Source organism: Bradyrhizobium betae (assembly GCF_050632175.1).
Lineage (GTDB): Bacteria > Pseudomonadota > Alphaproteobacteria > Rhizobiales > Xanthobacteraceae > Bradyrhizobium > Bradyrhizobium betae_B.
Window position 1 is genome coordinate 6,913,438 of sequence record NZ_CP192576.1, and the last position, 19,065, is coordinate 6,932,502.

Sequence of the window (19,065 nt, forward strand, 5' to 3'; positions counted from 1 at the left end):
TTGTCATCGAATTATTTTTCATTGGGTCAACAAACAAGACGACCGGGCCTGGCTCGTGGCCTGACGGGAGGAACAGAATGACGATGACCCAGCGGGATCGCGATCTCGGCACGGCCTATGCAATGAAGCCGGCGACCACGCGCACCGAGCTCACCTCGGTCGTGCGCGGCACGCCGATGGGCGAGCTGCTGCGCCGCTACTGGCATCCGGTCGGACTCGTCAGCGACGCCAACGACACCCCGAAGAAGGTGCGTGCGCTCGGCGAGGATCTGATCCTGTTCCGCGACAGGCATGGCCGGGTCGGCCTGTTGCACGCCCGCTGCTGCCATCGCGGCACCACGCTCTACTATGGGAAGGTCGAGGAGGACGGCATCCGCTGCTGCTATCACGGCTGGAAGTTCGACACCGAGGGCCACTGCCTGGAGCAGCCCTGCGAGCCCGACGGCGGTGCGTTCAAGGACAAGGTGCGCCAGCCCTGGTATCCGGTCGAGGAGCGCTACGGGCTGATTTTCGCCTATATGGGCCCGGCCGGGAAACGCCCGGTGCTGCCGCGCTACGAGTGCCTGGAAAACATGGACGACGGCGAGTTCGTCGAGGCCGACGATTCCTCGATCGGCGGCGGCGGCCCTGCGGTCATCCCCTGCAACTGGCTGCAGCACTTCGAGAACGTGGTCGATCCCTATCACGTGCCGGTGCTGCACGGCTCGTTCTCGGGGCCGCAGTTCACCAACATGATGGCCTCGATGCCGGAGGTGACGTTCGACAAGACGCCGCGCGGCATCGCCGTGCGCTCGATCCGGAAACAGGACGACGGCAAGGTGTTCTACCGCGTCACCGAAGCGGCGCTGCCCACTCTGCGCGTCGTGCCCAATCCGCGTGTGGCGCAATTTGCCCGCGTCGAGTCGATCGGCTGGACGCTGCCGATCGACGACACGTCCTTCCGCATCTATGTCGCCGGCCGCGTCAAGACTTCAGGCGACATCGGCCGGATGCGGTCGAAATTCAACGGCAAGTTCTGGTGGGACATGACGGAGGCCGAGCACCAGCAATTCCCCGGCGATTACGAGGCCCAGGTCGGCCAGGGCGACGTGACCGTGCACTCCGAGGAACATTTCGGCCAAAGCGACCGCGGCATCCTGATGATCCGGCGCATGCTGGGCGAGCAACTGGAAGCGATGGAAGCAAATCGCGACCCGATCGGCGTCTCATTCGACGCAAGCGCGCCGCCGGTCGAATTCGAGGCGGGGAATTACATCCGCGAAGGATAGGCTGCCCAGCTCCACGAAGGGCTGGACCGACAACGACAACAAAGACAAATTGGGGGGATGCGATGGTCGATGTGACGTCACAAGTGTCGGTGCAGGTGGCCGCCGCGGCAAAGCTCCCCGCGCGGCGTTATTACGTGCTGGGCCTGCTCACCATCATCTACGCGCTGAACTTTCTCGACCGCACGATCTTCAACGTCCTGATCGAGCCGATCAAGAAGGAGTTTCAGCTCAGCGACACCATGATGGGCCTGCTCGCGGGCTTCGGTTTCGCGCTGTTCTATTCCCTGCTCGGCATCCCCATCGCGCGCGTCGCCGACCGGCTCAACCGGCGCAACATCGTCGCCATGGCGTTTGCGTTCTGGAGCGCGATGACGGCGCTGTGCGGCGCCGCCTCGAGCGTGACCTCGCTGGCGCTGGCGCGCATCGGCGTCGGCATCGGCGAATCCGCGGGCTCCCCGCCTCGCAGTCGATCGTGGCCGATCTCTTCACCAAGAACGAGCGCCCGCGCGCGCTCGGCATCTACGCGATCGGCACCTATCTCGGCGTCTTCCTCGGTTATTTCATCGGCGGCTATGTCAACCAGCACTATGGCTGGCGATCGGCGTTCTATGTCGCGGGCCTGCCGGGTATCCTGCTCGCAATTGTCCTGTGGCTGACGATCTCCGAGCCGAAGCGCGGTGCGATGCAGGAGAGCTTCGTGCCCGAGCCGCTCGGGCCGACGCTGCGCTTCCTGGCCTCGCAGAAGAGCTTCCTCATCGTGCTGATCGGCTTCTGCCTCACCACCTACACCAATTACGCGACCGCGGCCTGGATCCCGCCGTTCCTCGCCCGCGTGCACCACCTGTCGAGCGCCGAGATCGGCACCTATGCCGGCACCTTCAAGGGGCTCGCCGGCATGGCCGGCACCCTGTTTGGCGGCTTCGTGGTGGCGCAAATCAGCCGCCGCGACGACCGCTGGAAGCTGTGGGCGCCTGCGATGACCTCAGGGCTCGCCGGCCCGGTGTTCGCGCTGTGCATGCTGACGCAGGACTTTACGATGATGGTCGCCATGCTGGCGCTGACCTCGTTCCTGGTCGGCTTCCATCTCGGCCCGATCTTCGCGATCGCGCAGACCGTGGCCAGGCCGAGCATGCGTGCGCTCGCCTCCGCCCTCATCGCGCTCACCGCCACTTGTTTCGGACAGGGCGTCGGCCCGCTCGCCGTCGGCGTGGTCAACGACGCCCTGAAGGGCAGTTATGGCGCGGACGCCGTGCGCTATTCGCTGCTTTCTGCCGCGGTCACGACCGTTCTGGGCGCCCTGCTGTTCGTCTGGGCCGCCCGCACCATCCGGGACGATATCGGCCGGGCCGCCGCCTGAGGCCCATTCCGCCCGCAAGCCTGGCGAAACCAACCGGGTGTAGATCGGTGTAGAAATGAAACCATTTTGCGGAACCCGCGAAACCATCCGGAAACAGATGGTCCTTAAGACATGAGCCCATAGACGGCGGCAAAGCCCGTCGGGAGGCTCAGATGAACCACTCCATCCACTCTGCTGATCGTGCGACCCACCTGAAGATCGTGGTGGTGGCGCTGGTTGCCGGCATTGCGGTTGCCGGTTTCGGGATCGCAGCCCGGACCAACGCCGATTACAGCCAGACCGCCCAGTCGACCCACGTGATCAAGGCCGGCAAGCCGGTGGTGGTGACGAGCGCAGGTACGTCCCAGATTCGCTGACACGCCCTGCTCCGGGCTGATCGATGGCCGCCTCCGGGCGGCCTTTTGTTTTCCAAAGCAATACTTAGCCGAGGGGCACGGGCCAAGCGCAACGTCCTTGACTTCACTAAGCCCCGCCTTTAAGTCCCCCCTCGTTCCGCGCGCTTTGAGCGAACCACGCGGGAGTAGCTCAGTTGGTTAGAGCGCCGGCCTGTCACGCCGGAGGTCGCGGGTTCGAGCCCCGTCTCTCGCGCCATTTTGGCAATCCCTTCATAGTCTTAGCTTTGGTTTCTCGACGCCCGTCGCATCCGTTGCGACGCCGCATCTCCGAACCGGCGACGTAGTCAGCCGGCGCCCGAATCGTCTACGCCTTCGAGGACCAGAGGGATCCCCCCGCTTTCCCGGCTTTTCCGGGGCTTCCCCGTCATTGAGGAGGCCAGACATGGCTAAAAAGGATTTGGCTAAAAAGGATTTGGCTAAAAAGGATTCGGCCAAGAAGGATTCGGCGAAAAAGCCAGCCGCTCCCGCCACCATCACGCTCAAGCACCTCGCCGCCGACATTGCGGACAGCCAGGAGCTCTCGAAGAAGCGCGCCGAGGCCGTCCTGACCGACATGGTCGAGCTGATCACCAAGCACCTGAAGAAGGGCGATCGCGTCCGCATCGTGGGCCTCGGCATCCTCCAGGTCCGCAGGCGCGCCGCCCGCACCGGCCGCAATCCGGCCACTGGCGAAGCCATCCACATCAAGGCCAGCAAGAAGGTCACCTTCCGCCCGGTCAAGGAACTGAAAGAGGCGATCTGAGCGGCAAGCTTTCGTTAAGCCTGATCCGCGCCGTTCCGGCCGCAACGCGGCCCGCTTTTCTGCTATACCGCCTGCTTCCCCAAGCCCTGCTTCCCCAAGACCCGGCGGTTTGACCAGACATGTCCTCCCTCACCTTCACGCATACCGTGACCGAGCGCTTCCTGCGCTACGTCACCATCGACACCCAGTCCGATCCGGAATCCCCAGTTCGCCCTCGACCGAGAAGCAGAAGGATCTCGGCCGCGTGCTCGTCACCGAGCTCAGGGACATCGGCGTCGCGGACGCCCATCTCGACGATTACGGCTATGTCTATGGAACGATCCCGGCCAACACGACCAAGAAGGTGCCGGTGATCTGCTTCTGCTCGCACATGGACACCTCGCCCGACGTCACCGGCAAGGACGTCAAGCCGCAGATGGTGAAGAACTATCGCGGCGGCGACATCACGCTGCCGGGCGATCCCAGCCAGGTGATCCGCTTCGCCGAGCATCCGGCGCTGAAGAACCAGATCGGCAACGACATCATCACCACCGACGGCACCACGCTCTTGGGCGCCGACAACAAAGCCGGCGTCGCCGAGATCATGGATGCCGCGCATTTCTTCATCAACAACCCCGATGTGAAGCACGGCACCATCAAGATCCTGTTCACGCCCGACGAGGAGATCGGCCGCGGCGTCGACAATGTCGACATCAAGAAGCTGGGCGCCGATTTCGGCTACACCATGGACGGCGAGAGCGCCGGCAGCGTCGAGGACGAGACGTTCTCGGCCGACGGCGCCACCATCACCATCACCGGCGTCAGCGCCCATCCCGGCTACGCCAAGGGCAAGATGGAGCATGCGATCAAGATCGCGGCGGCCATCGTCGAGCGGCTGCCGAAGGAAGGCTGCTCGCCCGAGACGACCTCGGGCAAGCAGGGCTTCCTGCATCCGATCGGCATCGACGGCGCGCTGGAACAGGCAACGCTCTCGTTCATCGTGCGCGACTTCACCGAGGAAGGGCTGAAGCAAAAGGAAGTCCTGCTCGAAAACATCGTCAAGGACGTGATGAAGGACTATCCGCGCTCGACCTACAAATTCGAGGTGAAGGAGCAGTACCGCAACATGAAGCAGGTGATCGACCGTCACCCGCACATCCTCGAATACGCCATCGAGGCGATCCGCCGCGCCGGCCTGCGCCCGATGCGCACCGCGATCCGCGGCGGCACCGACGGCTCGCGCCTGTCCTTCATGGGCCTGCCCTGCCCCAACATCTTCGCCGGCGAGCATGCGTTCCACTCGCGTCTGGAATGGGTCAGCCGTCAGGACATGGAGAAGGCGGTGCAGACGATCGTGCACCTTGCGATGATCTGGGAGGAAAACGCGTAGCAGCGCAAAATGGTCGCGGGCCTCCCGGAACGATCCGGTGCGAGGCACGTTGCCGCTTCAAGTCCCAAGGATCAGAATTGTGAGCACAGAAGGCCTCAGCCGGTCAGCCCCGGGCTGGGGCCTTTTCGCGTCTTGCTGTGCGACATCGAGTTCCCCACACGTAACACTATTGCGGGTCGACACTGTTCCGGCCGCCATGCTACCGCAAGCGGATCAGGAACCCGAGACAACAGTGATTTCGATCGGCCGCCGCATCAGCTTTTGGAACCTGCGCAACTGGCGCGGGCTCGTGGCCATGTTCGTCGCGGTCGTGTATCTGCTGTCGGGCGTGCTTCACGGCGCACACGACATCGATGTCACCAGCCCCTCGGGCGGCTCGGAGATCACCTCGATCCTCGACGACGGCGCCAACGGCCATGGCGATCACAAGGCGCCCGGCGGCCACCACTGCCATGGCTGCTTCTCGATTGCCGTAACACAGCCGCTGCAGTCCGGAGCGGCGGCCGATATCGTCGCTGCACCGATCGCGCAGCGCGAGCCTGCCCTGAACGGCATTGCGCCCGATACCGACTTCCCGCCTCCCAAACATCTGACCTGAACTGATCAGCCGGGCGTCCGCGCGCCCCCGATGCTATTGTTCACAGGTCACCTTCATGTCTTGCAGACGGACTGCTGCGCGCCTCGCGTGCGCGATGGCGATTCTCGTTGGCTCCTCGCTGACACAGCCCACTTACGCCCAGACGCTGACGATGCGCGCCGCGCTGTCGCGCGCGCTGGCCGCCAGTCCGCGCCTGACGGCGGCGGAACGCGATGTCGGCATCGCGACAGGCCAGCGCATCCAGGCCGGCGCGCTCCTCAATCCCGAACTGTCCTATGAACAGGACAATTCCCTCGGCTCGGGCAACTATCGCGGCACCCGATCGGCCGAGACCACGCTCCAGATCAGCCAGGCCTTCGAGCTGTTCGGCAAGCGCGACGCGCGGATCGCTGCGGGCGCCGCCGGCATCGAGGTCGCCGCCATCCAGCGCAAGGCTGTCAGGCTGGAGGTGCTGTCGGAGACGGCGATCGCCTTCCTCGGCGTGCTCGGCGCGCAGCGGCGCATCCAGATCCTCGACGAGCAGATCACCGCGATCGACAAGCTGACGCCGCTCTTGCGCCGCCGCGTCGAGGCCGGCGCCTCCTCGCCGGCCGAGACCGGTCGCGCCGAAGTCGCCTCTGCCCTGGTCAAGGCGGATCGCGAGCGATTCAAGGCGACGCTGGCCAGCGCCCGGCGCGAGCTTGCGGTGCTGATGGGCGATCCCGCCGCAAAGTTCGGCGAGGTTTCCGGCCGGCTCGACACGATGGCGAAGCCGCCGACGTTCCAGTCGGTGGTCGCGGCCATCGATGCCAATCCGCAACTGGTGCGCTGGACCGCGGTGTACGCGCAGCGCAATGCCGAGCTGCTGCTGGCGCGGCTGAGGCCTTATCCCGACGTCCGCATCGCCGCCGGCTGGCGCCATTTCAACGAGACCAATGACGATGCGGTGCGGCTCTCCGTCTCGGTGCCGATCCCCGTATTCGACCGGAACCAGGGCAACATCCTCTCCGCACAGGAAAGCCTCGCCAAGACCAGGGCCGAGCGCGAAGCCAACCGCAACACGCTGATCGTCATCGCCGGCCGGGCCTACGACTCGCTGCAGGGCTCGCTGCGCGAACTCGCGGTGCTGCGCGAGACCGCGATCCCGAAAGCGACCGAGGCGGCGGAAGCGATCTCGCAGGGCTACGGCCAGGGCCGCTTCAGCCTGCTCGAAGTACTCGACGCCCAGGCGAGCGTGTCGCAAGCGCGGCTGCGCGAGCAGGAAGCGCTGCAAAACTTCCATGCCGGGGTTGCGATCATCGAAGGCCTCGTCGGCAATCCCTTTACGCTGGCTCGGGAACGCGCACGATGAAGACAGCCCCAACCATCCTCGCGGTCGTCGTCGCCGCCGCGCTCGGCGCTTACGGCTATTCCTTGATCGCGCCCGCCGGGGTCGCACCAGCAGAACAGGCCGCGGACAAGAAGCACGAGAAGCCGAACGACCATATCGAACAGGACGAGCACGGCGCCGACCGAATCCGCATCTCCGACGTCAAGCTCGCGGCTGCCGGCGTGACGCTGGCGGAGGCCGCGAGCGCCACGTTGACGGATACGCTCTCCTTCAACGGCATCTTGCGCGCCAACCAGGAGGCCGTCGTGCAGGTCACGCCGCGCTTTCCGGGCGTCGTCAAATCGATCCAGAAGCGCATCGGCGACAAGGTCGGCAAGGACGACCTGCTCGCCACCATCGAGAGCAACCAGAGCCTCACCGTCTACGAGCTGAAGGCGCCGATCGCCGGCACCATCATCGAGCGGCAGATCTCGCTGGGCGAATATGTTTCGGAGCAGAAGCCGGCCTTCGTCGTCGCCGATCTCTCCACCATCTGGGTCGACCTGTCGATCTACCGGCAGGACCTCCGGCGCGTGCGCCTCAACGACGAGGTGCTGATAGATCCCGACGACGGGCGCGGCGAGATCAAGGGCACGATCTCCTATATCGCGCCGATCGGCAGCAGCGAGACCCAGACTGCGCTGGCCCGCGTGGTGCTGCCAAATCCTGATGGCAGGCTCCGCCCCGGCCTGTTCGTCACGGCGCGGCTGATCCTCGCCGCGCGCAACGTCGCGGTCGCGGTACGCAAAAGCGCGATCCAGACGCTGGAGGGCCGCACCATCGTGTTCGTGCGCGAGGACGGCGACAAGATCGAGGCGCGCCCGGTGGAGTTGGGCGATTCCGATCCTCGCCATGTCGAGATCAAGGCCGGCCTGTCGGCCGGCGAGCATTACGTCGCTGAAAACAGCTTTGTCGTGAAGGCGGAGATGGGCAAGGGCGAGGCAGAGCATGATTGAGCGTCTCATCGCCGTCTCGCTGCAACAGCGCTGGCTCGTCCTTCTGCTCGCGCTCGGTGCCGTCGCGTTCGGGACCTGGAATTTCCAGCGTCTGCCGATCGACGCCGTGCCCGATATCACCAACGTCCAGGTCCAGATCAACACCCGTGCGCCCGGTTACTCTCCGCTGGAGACCGAGCAGCGCATCACCTTCCCGATCGAGACCGCGATGGGCGGCCTGCCAAAGCTCGACTACACGCGCTCGCTGTCGCGCTACGGTCTCAGCCAGGTGACGGTCGTGTTCGAGGACGGCACCGACATCTTTTTCGCCCGCCAGCTTGTGGGCGAACGCATTCAGCAGGTGAAAGACCAGCTGCCGGCCGGCGTCGAGGTCGCGATGGGGCCGGTCTCGACCGGGCTCGGCGAGATCTTCATGTACACCGTCGAGGCCAGGGCGGGTGCGAAGACGCAAGGCGGCCACGACTACTCGCTCACGGATCTGCGCACCGTGCAGGACTGGATCATCAAGCCGCAGCTGCGCGACGTGCCCGGCGTGATCGAGGTCAACACCATCGGCGGCTTCGAGCGGCAATTCCACGTGCTGCCCGACCCCGGCAAGCTGATGGCTTACCGGCTCGGCTTTCGCGACGTCATGACGGCGCTCGCCGCCAACAACGCCAATGTCGGCGCCGGCTATATCGAGCGCAACGGCGAGCAATATCTGGTTCGCTCGCCGGGCCAGGTCGGCAATATGAGCGAGATCCAGGACATCGTGATCGGCTCGCGCGGCGGCAATCCCGTCCGGATCAGGGATGTCGCAACCGTCACCGAAGGCCGCGACCTGCGCACAGGTGCGGCAACCCGCGACGGCGAGGAAACCGTGCTCGGCACCGCCATGCTGCTGATCGGCGAGAACAGCCGCACGGTGGCGCGGCGCGTCGCAGCGCGCCTCGAAGAGATCGCCAAATCACTGCCAGACGGCGTCGTGACGCGAACCGTCTACGACCGCACCCATCTGGTCGAGGCCACCGTCCGCACCGTCGAGAACAATCTGCTGGAGGGCGCAGCGCTGGTCGTGGCCGTGCTGTTCCTGATCCTCGGCAATATCCGCGCCGCGCTCGTCACCGCCTGTGTGATCCCCCTGTCCATGGCCATGACCATCACCGGCATGGTCGAGACAAAAGTCAGCGCCAACCTGATGAGCCTTGGCGCGATCGACTTCGGCATCATCGTCGATGGTGCCGTGATCATCGTCGAGAATTGCCTGCGCATGCTGGCCGTGGCCCAGCGCGAGAAAGGCGGTCTGCTCACGACGTCCGAGCGACTGCACACGATCCTGCGCGGGTCGAGCGAGGTCATCAAGCCGAGCCTGTTCGGAACGCTGATCATCGCGGTGGTCTATTTGCCCGTGCTGACGCTGACCGGCGCCGAGGGCAAGATGTTCACGCCGATGGCGCTGACAGTGCTGATGGCTCTCGGCGCCGCCGCCCTGTTCTCCATCACTTTCGTGCCGGCGGCCGTCGCCATCTTCGTCACCGGCAAGATCTCCGAGCACGAGAACCTGTTCATGCGCGGTGCGAAGCGCGCCTATCTGCCCCTGCTCCGCTTCGCCATCGACCATCGCGGCGCGGTCGCCATCATGGCCGCGATCATCGTGATCGCGAGCGGCATTGCCGCCTCCCGCATGGGCGGCGAGTTCATCCCGAGCCTGGACGAAGGCGACGTCGCGCTGGCATCGATCCGGATTCCCGGCACCAGTCTCACCCAGTCGCTGGATCTGCAAAAGGCGCTGGAAAAGCGCATCACGCAGATCCCGGAGGTAAAGGAGTTCTTCACCCGCATTGGCACCGCGGAGGTCGCGACCGATCCGATGTCGCCGGCACAGAGCGACGGCTACGTGATGCTGAAGCCGCGGGCCGAATGGCCCGACCCCAGCAAGCCAAAATCGGCCGTGATCGAAGCCATCGACAAGGCCGCCGATGACATTCCCGGCAGCGCCTATGAAATCTCCCAGCCGGTGCAGTTCCGCGTCAACGAGCTGATTTCCGGCGTGCGCAGCGATGTCGGCATCAAAGTGTTCGGCGACGACCTCGACATCCTGCAAGGTGCCGCAAAACAGGTCGAGGCCGCGATCCGTGGCATCCGCGGCGCCAGCGACGTCAAGATCGAGCAGGTTGCAGGGCTCCCGATCCTGACCGTGCGCCTCGACCGCCAGGCGCTGGCCCGCTACGGCCTCAGCATCAGCGAGGTGCAGGGCATCGTCGAGATGGCCATCGGTGGCAAATCGGCCGGCAAGCTGTTCGAGGGCGACCGCCGCTTCGACATCGTGGTGCGGCTGCCGGAACGCCTGCGCGGCGATCTCGACGCGATCAGGGCGATCCCGATTCCGTTGCCACCGGGCGAGGATGCCGGCGCGCCGATCCGGACGGCGCTATCGGGCCCTCCCCTCGCCCAGATGCGCTACGTGCCGCTGTCGTCGGTCGCAACCGTCGATGCGACGCCCGGGCCAAACCAGATCAGCCGCGAGAACGGCAAGCGGCGGATCGTCGTCACCGCAAACGTCCGCGCGCGCGATCTCGGCTCTTTCGTCACCGAGGCTGAAGTGGCCGTCGCGGAGAAGGTCAAGCTGCCGCCGGGCTACTGGATCGGCTGGGGCGGACAATTCGAGCAACTGGTCTCCGCGACCAAGCGGCTGACGATCGTCGTCCCGGTGGCGCTGCTGCTGGTGTTCCTGCTGCTGTTCATGGGCATGGGATCCGCAGCCGATGCGGCGCTGGTGTTCTCCGGCGTGCCGCTGGCGCTGACCGGCGGCGTCGCGGCGCTGCTGCTGCGCGGGATTCCGCTGTCGATCAGCGCCGGCGTCGGCTTCATCGCACTGTCGGGCGTCGCCGTGCTCAACGGCCTCGTGATCATCGCCTTCATCGAGCGGCTGCGCAGCGAGGGGCGGCCGATCGCCGAGGCCGTGCGCGAAGGCGCGCTGACGCGGCTGCGTCCGGTGCTGATGACGGCGCTGGTGGCATCCCTCGGATTCGTACCGATGGCGCTCGCGACCGGTGCCGGCGCCGAGGTGCAGCGGCCGCTGGCGACCGTGGTGATCGGCGGCATCATCTCCTCGACCGTGCTGACGCTGCTGGTGCTGCCGGCGCTCTATTTGCTGTTCCGCCGTGACGTCACGCGCGAAACGCCTACAATGGCGCCTGATTTGGCCGCATCCGGGGAGCGCTAGCATTGGGCAGCCACGACCACCACGGTCATGACCACCATGATCACGGCCACACGCATGATCATGGTCACGATCACGGCCACGGGCATGTCCACGCGCCCGCCAGTTTCGGCAAGGCGTTCGCAATCGGCATCACGCTCAACACCGCGCTGGTCGTGGCCGAGGCGATCTACGGCTATCTCGGCAACTCCACCGCCCTGCTTGCGGACGCCGGTCACAATCTGTCCGACGTGCTCGGCCTGGTCGTGGCGTGGTGCGCATCGATCGCGGCGCGGCGCGCGCCGAGCGGCCGCTTCACCTATGGCTTGCGCGCCTCCACCATCCTGGCTGCGCTGGCCAACGCGGTGTTCCTGCTGGTCGCCACCGGCGCGATCGGCTGGGAGGCAATTTTGCGTTTGCGCGAGCCGGAGCCGGTCGCGGGCGTGACTGTCATGGTGGTCGCCGGCATCGGCATCCTCATCAACGGCTTCACCGCGCTGCTGTTCGCGCGCGGGCGCAAGGACGACATCAACATCGAAGGCGCCTATCTGCACATGGCGGCCGACGCTGCGGTCTCGCTCGGCGTGGTGGTCTCGGCGGCGCTGATCATCTGGACCGGCTGGCTCTGGCTCGATCCCATCACCAGCCTCGTGATCTGCGCCACCATCCTCTGGAGCACCACGAGCCTGCTGAGAAATTCGATCGACATGTCGATGGCGGCGGCGCCGAAAGGCACCGATATCGCCGCGATCAAGCTGTTTCTGCTGGAAAGGCCCGGCGTAGCGGCGGTCCACGATCTCCATGTCTGGCCGATCTCGACCACCGAGACGGCGCTGACCTGCCATCTCGTCATGCCCGCAGGTAGCGGCGATGCGTTCCTGATGCAGACGGCGCAACAGCTCAAAGCGTCGTTCCGCATCGGCCACACCACGCTTCAGGTGGAGACACATCCCGACAATGGCTGCGCGCTGGCGCCGGATGACGTGGTGTGAGGGGGCTTAAGCCGCCTTCGCCGTCACGATCCAGATCGCGCCTTGCAGCGCCACGCTTTGCCCCTTCACGAATGGCGTCAGCATCTCGCGGATCGAGGCTTTTGCCGCCGCATAGGTCTCCGGCGGATGGCCCTGCAGCGCGCGGCTGGCGGGGCCGATCTGGAGCGAGCCCTCGACCGCGGCATCGAGTCCGCCGCCGATGGCGATGTCCATCGCCAGGTTATGCGGCTCCATCGCCACGTCAACGAAGCCTGCCCCCTGGAGGATGCGCGTCACGCGATCCTCTGAGGCGAAGGCGAACGGGCCCGGCTCCTCCGGCCCGACCGGCGGCATCTTCGGCACGTGCTTGTAGACCGCCATCAACGGCGCCATCATCCACGGGTTCTCCTTCGGCTCGCGCCAGCAGGCAAACGCCAGCCGCCCGGATGGCTTCAGCGCGCGGTGGAGGTTGGTGAACGACGCGATCGGATCGGCGAAGAACATCACGCCGAAACGCGAGGCGAGCAGATCAAAACTCGCCGGCTCGAACGAATGCACCGTCGCATCCGCCAGCACGAAATCGAGCGGCAGGCCTTTTGGTGCAAACGCGCGCGCCTGCGACAGCATCGGCTCGGAGACGTCGAGCCCGAGCGCAAAGCCGTCAGGCGCCACCGCTTTGGCGAACGCGAACGTCGTCGCGCCGGAGCCGCAGCCGACGTCGAGGACGCGCTCGCCCGGCTTCGGCCTGGCGCGGTCGATCAGCACGTCGGCAATGGGTCCAAGCAGCGTTTCCTGTGCCGCATGGCGATCAGCCCAGCGCTGCCCGCTGGGGCCGTTCCAATAGGCGATCTGGTCGGCGTTTTGCTCGTGTGCGCTTGGCTGTTGCATCAGACCCTCCCCTATGGCGACTCGCTCGGGCTGGCCTGCTTAGCCGTTTGCTCGACTTGCGAGCAGAGGCTGGTGGGCGGTCACGGATTCGAACCGCGGACCCTCTCGGTGTAAACGAGATGCTCTAACCAGCTGAGCTAACCGCCCCTCGCCGCTTCTTTATCCCTACCCGCCCCACAGGGGCAAGTCCGGAACCTCAATCTCCCGGCCTGCCCGGCAGCAGCGGCACCGCGTCGATCCACACTGCCGCCGACTGGCACCAGATCTGCCTCACGGGCCGCAATTGATCGCGCTGGCGGATGCTGCCCCAGCGGACGCCCCAGTCGTCATCCTGGTCGCCCTCGCCGCTGGTGAACAGCGGGGAACCGCAGTCGCTGCAAAAATGCTGGAAACGCATCCGGCCGTTGTCGCCGCGCTTGCCGTAGACCTTCGGGGTGCCGCCGGTCAGCTTGACGTCGGCACTGGTACAGATCGCGGTCACCCGGAAGGGCGATCCCGTCAGGGTCTGGCAATCCCGGCAATGACAGACCGAGACCGCCTCCGGATCGATCTCGGCCTCGAAGGTGATTTGCCCGCAATGGCATTGACCGTCGACCTGCATCGCAACCCCTCCCCAAAACAAAAACGGCGCCCGAAGGCGCCGTTTTATCATCGCTTGCTGAACTTTAGTGAGCGGTCAGGCCGCCGGCGGCTTCGTCGCCGTCCGGCTTCACCGTCACCTTGGTGTCCTCTTCCCAGACGATCGGCACCGGCTTCTTCACCAGCGCCCTGGCGACGACGTCGTCGAGGCGCGAGACCGGGATGATCTCCATGCCGCCCTTGATCGCATCGGAAATCTCCGTGAGATCCTTGGCGTTGTCCTCGGGGATCAGCACCGTCTTGATGCCGCCGCGGGCAGCGGCCAGCAGCTTTTCCTTCAGACCGCCGATCGGCAGCACGCGGCCGCGCAGCGTGATCTCGCCGGTCATTGCGACATCGTGGCGGACCGGAATGCCGGTCATGACCGAGATGATCGCGGTGGCCATCGCCACGCCCGCGGACGGACCGTCCTTCGGCGTCGCGCCTTCCGGCACGTGCACGTGGATGTCGCGGCGGTCGAACAGCGGCGGCTCGATGCCGTAGACGATCGCACGCGAGCGGACGTAGGACGCCGCCGCCGAGATCGACTCCTTCATCACGTCGCGCAGATTGCCCGTGACCGTCATCTTGCCCTTGCCGGGCATCATGACGCCTTCGATGGTCAAGAGCTCGCCGCCGACATCGGTCCAGGCAAGGCCGGTGACGATGCCGACCTGCGGTTCGCTCTCGATCTCGCCGTAGCGGTACTTCGGCACGCCCAGAAGCTCTTCCAGAGTCTTCTCGGTGACCTTGACCGTCTTCTTCTTGGAGATCATCAGCTCCTTCACCGCCTTGCGGGCGAGTGTGGACAGCTCACGCTCCAGATTACGCACGCCCGCTTCGCGGGTGTAACGGCGGATCAGCAGCAGCAGCGCGTCGTCGTCGATCGAGAACTCCTTGGAGTCCAGACCGTGCTTCGACACCGCGTTCGGGATCAGGTGCTTGCGCGCGATCTCGACCTTCTCGTTCTCGGTGTAGCCCGCGATACGGATGATCTCCATGCGGTCCATCAGCGGGCCCGGGATGTTCAGCGTATTCGCGGTCGTGATGAACATGACGTTCGACAGATCGTAGTCGACCTCCAGATAGTGGTCGGCAAACGTCCCGTTCTGCTCGGGGTCGAGGACCTCGAGCAAGGCCGAGGACGGATCGCCGCGGAAATCGGCGCCCATCTTGTCGATCTCGTCCAGCAGGAACAGCGGATTGGACGACTTCGCCTTGCGCATCGACTGGATGATCTTGCCGGGCATCGAGCCGATATAGGTGCGGCGGTGACCGCGGATCTCGGCCTCGTCGCGCACGCCGCCGAGCGAGACGCGCACGAATTCGCGCCCCGTCGCTTTCGCGATCGACTTGCCGAGCGAGGTCTTGCCGACGCCGGGAGGTCCGACGAGGCACAGGATCGGGCCGGTCAGCTTGTTGGCGCGCGACTGCACCGCGAGATACTCGACGATGCGTTCCTTGACCTTCTCCAGCCCGTAGTGATCGGAGTCCAGAACGGCCTGCGCCGCTCCCAGATCCTTCTTCACCTTGGACTTCTTGTTCCACGGAATCGACAGCAGCCAATCCAGATAGTTGCGCACGACGGTCGCTTCCGCGGACATCGGCGACATCTGGCGCAGCTTCTTCAATTCATGCTGCGCCTTCTCGCGCGCTTCCTTGGAGAGCTTGGTCTTGGAGATCTTCTCTTCGAGATCGGCGAGCTCGTCGCGACCATCGTCGTCGCCGAGTTCCTTCTGGATCGCCTTCATCTGCTCGTTGAGATAATACTCGCGCTGGGTCTTCTCCATCTGGCGCTTGACGCGCGAGCGGATCCGCTTCTCGACCTGGAGGACCGAGATCTCGCTCTCCATCAGGCCCAGCACCTTCTCGAGGCGCGTGGTGACGGACAGCGTCTCCAAGATGCCCTGGCGGTCCGCGATCTTGACGGCGAGATGCGAGGCAACGGTGTCTGCGAGCTTGGCAAAATCGGTGATCGCCTGCACGACACCGACGACCTCGGCCGAGATCTTCTTGTTGAGCTTCACATAGCTCTCGAAGTCGGACACGACCGAACGCGACAGCGCTTCCGCCTCGACCGACTTCGCGTCGGTATCGGCGAGCGCAGTTGCGGTCGCTTCATAGTACTCGCTGCGATCGGTGTACTTCTGCACGCGCGCACGCTCGAGCCCTTCGACCAGCACCTTCACGGTACCGTCGGGAAGCTTCAGGAGCTGGAGCACGCTGGCAAGCGTACCGGTCTCGTAAATGGCATCGGGCGCCGGATCATCGTCCGACGCGTTCTTCTGCGTCGCGAGCATGATCAGCGCGTCGTTCTTCATCACCTCTTCGAGCGCGCGGATCGACTTCTCGCGACCGACGAAGAGCGGAACGATCATGTGCGGGAAGACGACGATGTCGCGCAGCGGCAGCACGGGATAAGCGTGTGTTTCGCCATGGACAATGGTTGGCCGGGGTTTTGGATTCGTCATGGCCTTTTCCTTTTGCTTTGCCCCCTTGCACGCAGCCCGCATGCTCATGCGCAACCGCCACAAGGTGCCGAGGTGATCCACAAAACCAGCCTGCCATTCACGGGCGGACCGGGCTTGCCGGATCGGAACTGAGGCAGATCTTGAACAGAAGTTTCGCTCGCCGTCGATATTAGGTGGCTATCGAGCGGGGGGTGTCAAGTCATTGAAAGACGCGCGCCATCAGGCGCTTACGCACGCGAATAAGCGACGCAACACCGGCTGCGGATGAACTTTCCGCAGCCCTTGCTTGATTAGACGATTGGAGCGTTCCAGCGCCGCAAATCAGGCGCTGGCGTTCTCGACGGCGCGATCGGACCGATCGGCGTAGATGTAGAGCGGACGGGCCGTTCCTTCCACGACTTCGCGCGAAATCACGACTTCTTCCACACCTTCGAGGCCCGGCAGGTCGAACATGGTCTCGAGCAGGATCGCCTCGAGGATCGAACGCAAGCCACGCGCGCCGGTCTTGCGCTCGATCGCCTTGCGGGCGACCGCGCCAAGCGCCTCGTCGGCGAAGGTCAGCTCGATGTTCTCCATCTCGAACAGCCGCTGGTACTGTTTCACCAGCGCGTTCTTCGGCTCGGTGAGGATCTTCTTCAGCGAGGCCTCGTCGAGGTCCTCGAGCGTCGCCACGACCGGCAGACGGCCGACGAACTCGGGAATGAGGCCGTACTTCAGGAGGTCCTCAGGCTCGACGTGACGGAAGATCTCGCCGGTCCGGCGATCCTCTGGCGCGAGCACCTGCGCGGCGAAGCCGATCGAGGTCGACCGGCCGCGCGCCGAGATGATCTTCTCGAGGCCGGCGAACGCACCGCCGCAGATGAACAGGATGTTGGTGGTATCCACCTGCAGGAACTCCTGCTGCGGATGCTTGCGGCCGCCCTGCGGCGGGACCGAAGCCACCGTGCCTTCCATGATCTTCAGCAGCGCCTGCTGCACGCCCTCACCCGACACGTCGCGTGTGATCGAGGGATTGTCGGACTTGCGGCTGATCTTGTCGATTTCGTCGATGTAGACGATGCCGCGCTGGGCGCGCTCGACATTGTAGTCGGCGGCCTGAAGCAGCTTCAGGATGATGTTCTCGACGTCCTCACCGACATAGCCGGCTTCGGTCAGCGTCGTCGCATCAGCCATCGTGAAGGGCACGTCCAGGATGCGGGCGAGCGTCTGCGCGAGCAGCGTCTTGCCCGAGCCGGTCGGACCGATCAGCAGGATGTTCGACTTCGCAAGCTCGACGTCGTTGTGCTTGGTCTGGTGATTGAGGCGCTTGTAGTGGTTGTGCACCGCGACCGACAGGACCTTCTTGGCATGGCTCTGGCCGATCACGTAATCGTCCAGGACCTTGCAGATTTCCTTCGGTGTCGGAATGCCGTCGCGCGACTTGACCAGCGAGGATTTGTTTTCCTCGCGGATGATGTCCATGCACAGCTCGACGCACTCGTCGCAGATGAAGACCGTGGGACCCGCGATCAGTTTGCGGACTTCGTGCTGGCTCTTGCCGCAGAACGAGCAATATAGCGTGTTCTTGGAGTCGCTCGTGCCGACCTTACTCATTCGTATCTCCGTCCGCGGTTCGATCTCGTCCGCTCGATCGCCCATTCCGACACAGTAGCCGGCATGGGACTCAAATAGAGCAAATTCCGTACCAAAAAAGACCCTACGCGTTACATCCCGTGCGAATCACGGTCACTCGACTCTCCGTGATCATAGCCGATCATTCGTAGCCAACCATGCTGTCACCCGACTATCAAGAATTCGCTAATCGGGGAGCCGCCGGCTACCCGTGACAATACCGTGATTTCACGTCTTGGCACGGGAGAACTGATCGAAATCACGGTTGCGTGGCTGGATTGCCACGAAAAACAAGCACGAAAGCGGAACCTTCTGCCTGCCGCTGGGCGCAAAATTGCTTTTCCGCCCCCTGCGAACGCGTCCTTAGCATGAACGGCGTCCCAGCAATCCCCCGAGTGCTACGGCGTTTTCGCGCCCGCCGGTTCCTCGGCACGCTTGTCGATGACCCTGTCCACCAGACCGAACTCCTTGGCGTCGTTCGCGGTCAGGAACTTGTCGCGTTCCAGCGCGTCCTCGATCGTCTTGTAGGTCTGGCCGGTGTGCTTCACGTAGATCTCGTTGAGCCGCTTCTTCAGGTTCAGGATTTCCTGGGCGTGCAGCATGATGTCGGTGGCCTGGCCTTGGAAGCCGCCGGAGGGCTGATGCACCATGATGCGCGCGTTCGGCAGCGAGAAGCGCATGTCCTTCTCGCCGGCGCAGAGCAGCAGCGAGCCCATCGAGGCGGCCTGGCCCGTGCACAGCGTCGAGACCGGCGGGCGGATGAACTGCATGGTGTCATAGATCGCAAGACCCGACGTCACCACGCCGCCCGGCGAGTTGATGTACATCGAGATTTCCTTCTTCGGATTTTCCGCCTCGAGGAACAAGAGCTGCGCGACGATCAGCGTCGACATGCCGTCCTCGACCGGTCCGGTCAGGAAGATGATGCGCTCCTTCAAAAGGCGCGAGAAAATGTCGTAGGCGCGCTCGCCACGGTTGGTCTGCTCGACCACCATGGGCACGAGGTTCATGTAGGTTTCAACCGGATCGCGCATGAGTCACCTGGGGTTTTAGGAGGACATCGCCAGTCTTGGCTGCCAGGCTTGCTGGACTTGCCGGAAGGCCGATGGACGTCCCGTGATGCAGGGAGTTGGTAGAAGTAGAACGCGTACGTAAAGGGCGTACCGACAGATATAGCCCAATTCGCGCCAGACAAGTGCGGAGCGAATTAAGGCTTAATCCACCCGGCACTTGAAGCTGATTCTCGCAAAAGGCCCAGCCAGCCACTTGGCTAGCCGGGCGCTTCCGCTGAT

13 protein-coding genes, 2 tRNA genes and 2 pseudogenes are annotated in these 19,065 nt (G+C 64.6%); 11 read left to right on the forward strand and 6 right to left on the reverse strand.

Features of this window, described 5'->3' with window-relative positions:
* Window positions 1–77 precede the first annotated feature (77 nt).
* From ACQ86E_RS33260 to ACQ86E_RS33310, 11 genes and pseudogenes are all read left to right on the forward strand, one after another.
* Window positions 78–1,268, forward strand: a complete 1,191-nt coding sequence (locus tag ACQ86E_RS33260) for a Rieske 2Fe-2S domain-containing protein (protein ID WP_431203539.1) — start codon at window positions 78–80, stop codon at window positions 1,266–1,268.
* A gap of 62 nt (window positions 1,269–1,330) precedes the next feature.
* A pseudogene (locus tag ACQ86E_RS33265) lies at window positions 1,331–2,625 on the forward strand (spinster family MFS transporter).
* Between the two features lie 152 nt (window positions 2,626–2,777).
* Complete coding sequence (locus ACQ86E_RS33270) at window positions 2,778–2,981, forward strand: hypothetical protein (protein ID WP_431203540.1); 204 nt, start codon at window positions 2,778–2,780, stop codon at window positions 2,979–2,981.
* A gap of 158 nt (window positions 2,982–3,139) precedes the next feature.
* Window positions 3,140–3,216 (forward strand) — tRNA-Asp (locus tag ACQ86E_RS33275).
* A gap of 186 nt (window positions 3,217–3,402) precedes the next feature.
* A complete protein-coding gene (locus ACQ86E_RS33280; RefSeq protein WP_431203541.1) occupies window positions 3,403–3,762 on the forward strand; it encodes an HU family DNA-binding protein in 360 nt (119 codons plus the stop codon).
* Window positions 3,763–3,881: 119 nt separating this feature from the next.
* A pseudogene (gene pepT / locus ACQ86E_RS33285) lies at window positions 3,882–5,131 on the forward strand (peptidase T).
* Window positions 5,132–5,363: 232 nt separating this feature from the next.
* Window positions 5,364–5,729, forward strand: coding sequence for a hypothetical protein (locus ACQ86E_RS33290; protein WP_431203542.1), 366 nt, complete (start codon window positions 5,364–5,366; stop codon window positions 5,727–5,729).
* A 55-nt stretch (window positions 5,730–5,784) separates the two neighbouring features.
* On the forward strand, window positions 5,785–7,059 hold the full coding sequence (gene ihpA / locus ACQ86E_RS33295) for a divalent metal ion exporter subunit IhpA (RefSeq protein WP_431203543.1): 1,275 nt from the start codon (window positions 5,785–5,787) through the stop codon (window positions 7,057–7,059).
* Window positions 7,056–8,033 carry a divalent metal ion exporter adaptor subunit IhpB gene (ihpB, locus tag ACQ86E_RS33300; RefSeq protein ID WP_431203544.1) on the forward strand — a complete coding sequence of 326 codons (978 nt, stop codon included), beginning with the start codon at window positions 7,056–7,058 and terminating at the stop codon, window positions 8,031–8,033. The genes ihpA and ihpB overlap by 4 nt, the downstream gene beginning before the upstream one ends.
* Complete coding sequence (locus tag ACQ86E_RS33305) at window positions 8,026–11,238, forward strand: efflux RND transporter permease subunit (RefSeq protein ID WP_431203545.1); 3,213 nt, start codon at window positions 8,026–8,028, stop codon at window positions 11,236–11,238. Before ihpB ends, ACQ86E_RS33305 begins: the two co-directional genes overlap by 8 nt.
* Before the next feature lie 2 nt (window positions 11,239–11,240).
* Window positions 11,241–12,206: a cation diffusion facilitator family transporter gene (locus tag ACQ86E_RS33310; RefSeq protein ID WP_431203546.1), complete on the forward strand. Its 966-nt coding sequence runs from the start codon at window positions 11,241–11,243 to the stop codon at window positions 12,204–12,206.
* A gap of 6 nt (window positions 12,207–12,212) precedes the next feature.
* Here ACQ86E_RS33310 and ACQ86E_RS33315 read toward each other — a convergent pair whose 3' ends face one another.
* The 6 genes from ACQ86E_RS33315 to ACQ86E_RS33340 form a co-directional block, all read right to left on the reverse strand.
* On the reverse strand, window positions 12,213–13,073 hold the full coding sequence (locus tag ACQ86E_RS33315; RefSeq protein WP_431203547.1) for a methyltransferase domain-containing protein: 861 nt from the start codon (window positions 13,071–13,073) through the stop codon (window positions 12,213–12,215).
* A 70-nt stretch (window positions 13,074–13,143) separates the two neighbouring features.
* Window positions 13,144–13,220, reverse strand: a tRNA-Val gene (locus ACQ86E_RS33320).
* A 49-nt stretch (window positions 13,221–13,269) separates the two neighbouring features.
* On the reverse strand, window positions 13,270–13,674 hold the full coding sequence (locus tag ACQ86E_RS33325; RefSeq protein ID WP_431203548.1) for a GFA family protein: 405 nt from the start codon (window positions 13,672–13,674) through the stop codon (window positions 13,270–13,272).
* A gap of 64 nt (window positions 13,675–13,738) precedes the next feature.
* Entirely contained in the window at window positions 13,739–16,162 is a 2,424-nt protein-coding gene (lon, locus tag ACQ86E_RS33330) for an endopeptidase La (RefSeq protein ID WP_431203549.1), read from the reverse strand.
* 321 nt (window positions 16,163–16,483) lie between these two features.
* The gene (gene clpX, locus ACQ86E_RS33335) at window positions 16,484–17,755 is read right to left on the reverse strand and encodes an ATP-dependent Clp protease ATP-binding subunit ClpX (RefSeq protein ID WP_415027764.1); all 1,272 of its coding nucleotides are present in this window, start codon (window positions 17,753–17,755) and stop codon (window positions 16,484–16,486) included.
* A 416-nt stretch (window positions 17,756–18,171) separates the two neighbouring features.
* The gene (locus tag ACQ86E_RS33340) at window positions 18,172–18,807 is read right to left on the reverse strand and encodes an ATP-dependent Clp protease proteolytic subunit (RefSeq protein ID WP_431203550.1); all 636 of its coding nucleotides are present in this window, start codon (window positions 18,805–18,807) and stop codon (window positions 18,172–18,174) included.
* Between the last annotated feature and the right edge of the window lie 258 nt (window positions 18,808–19,065).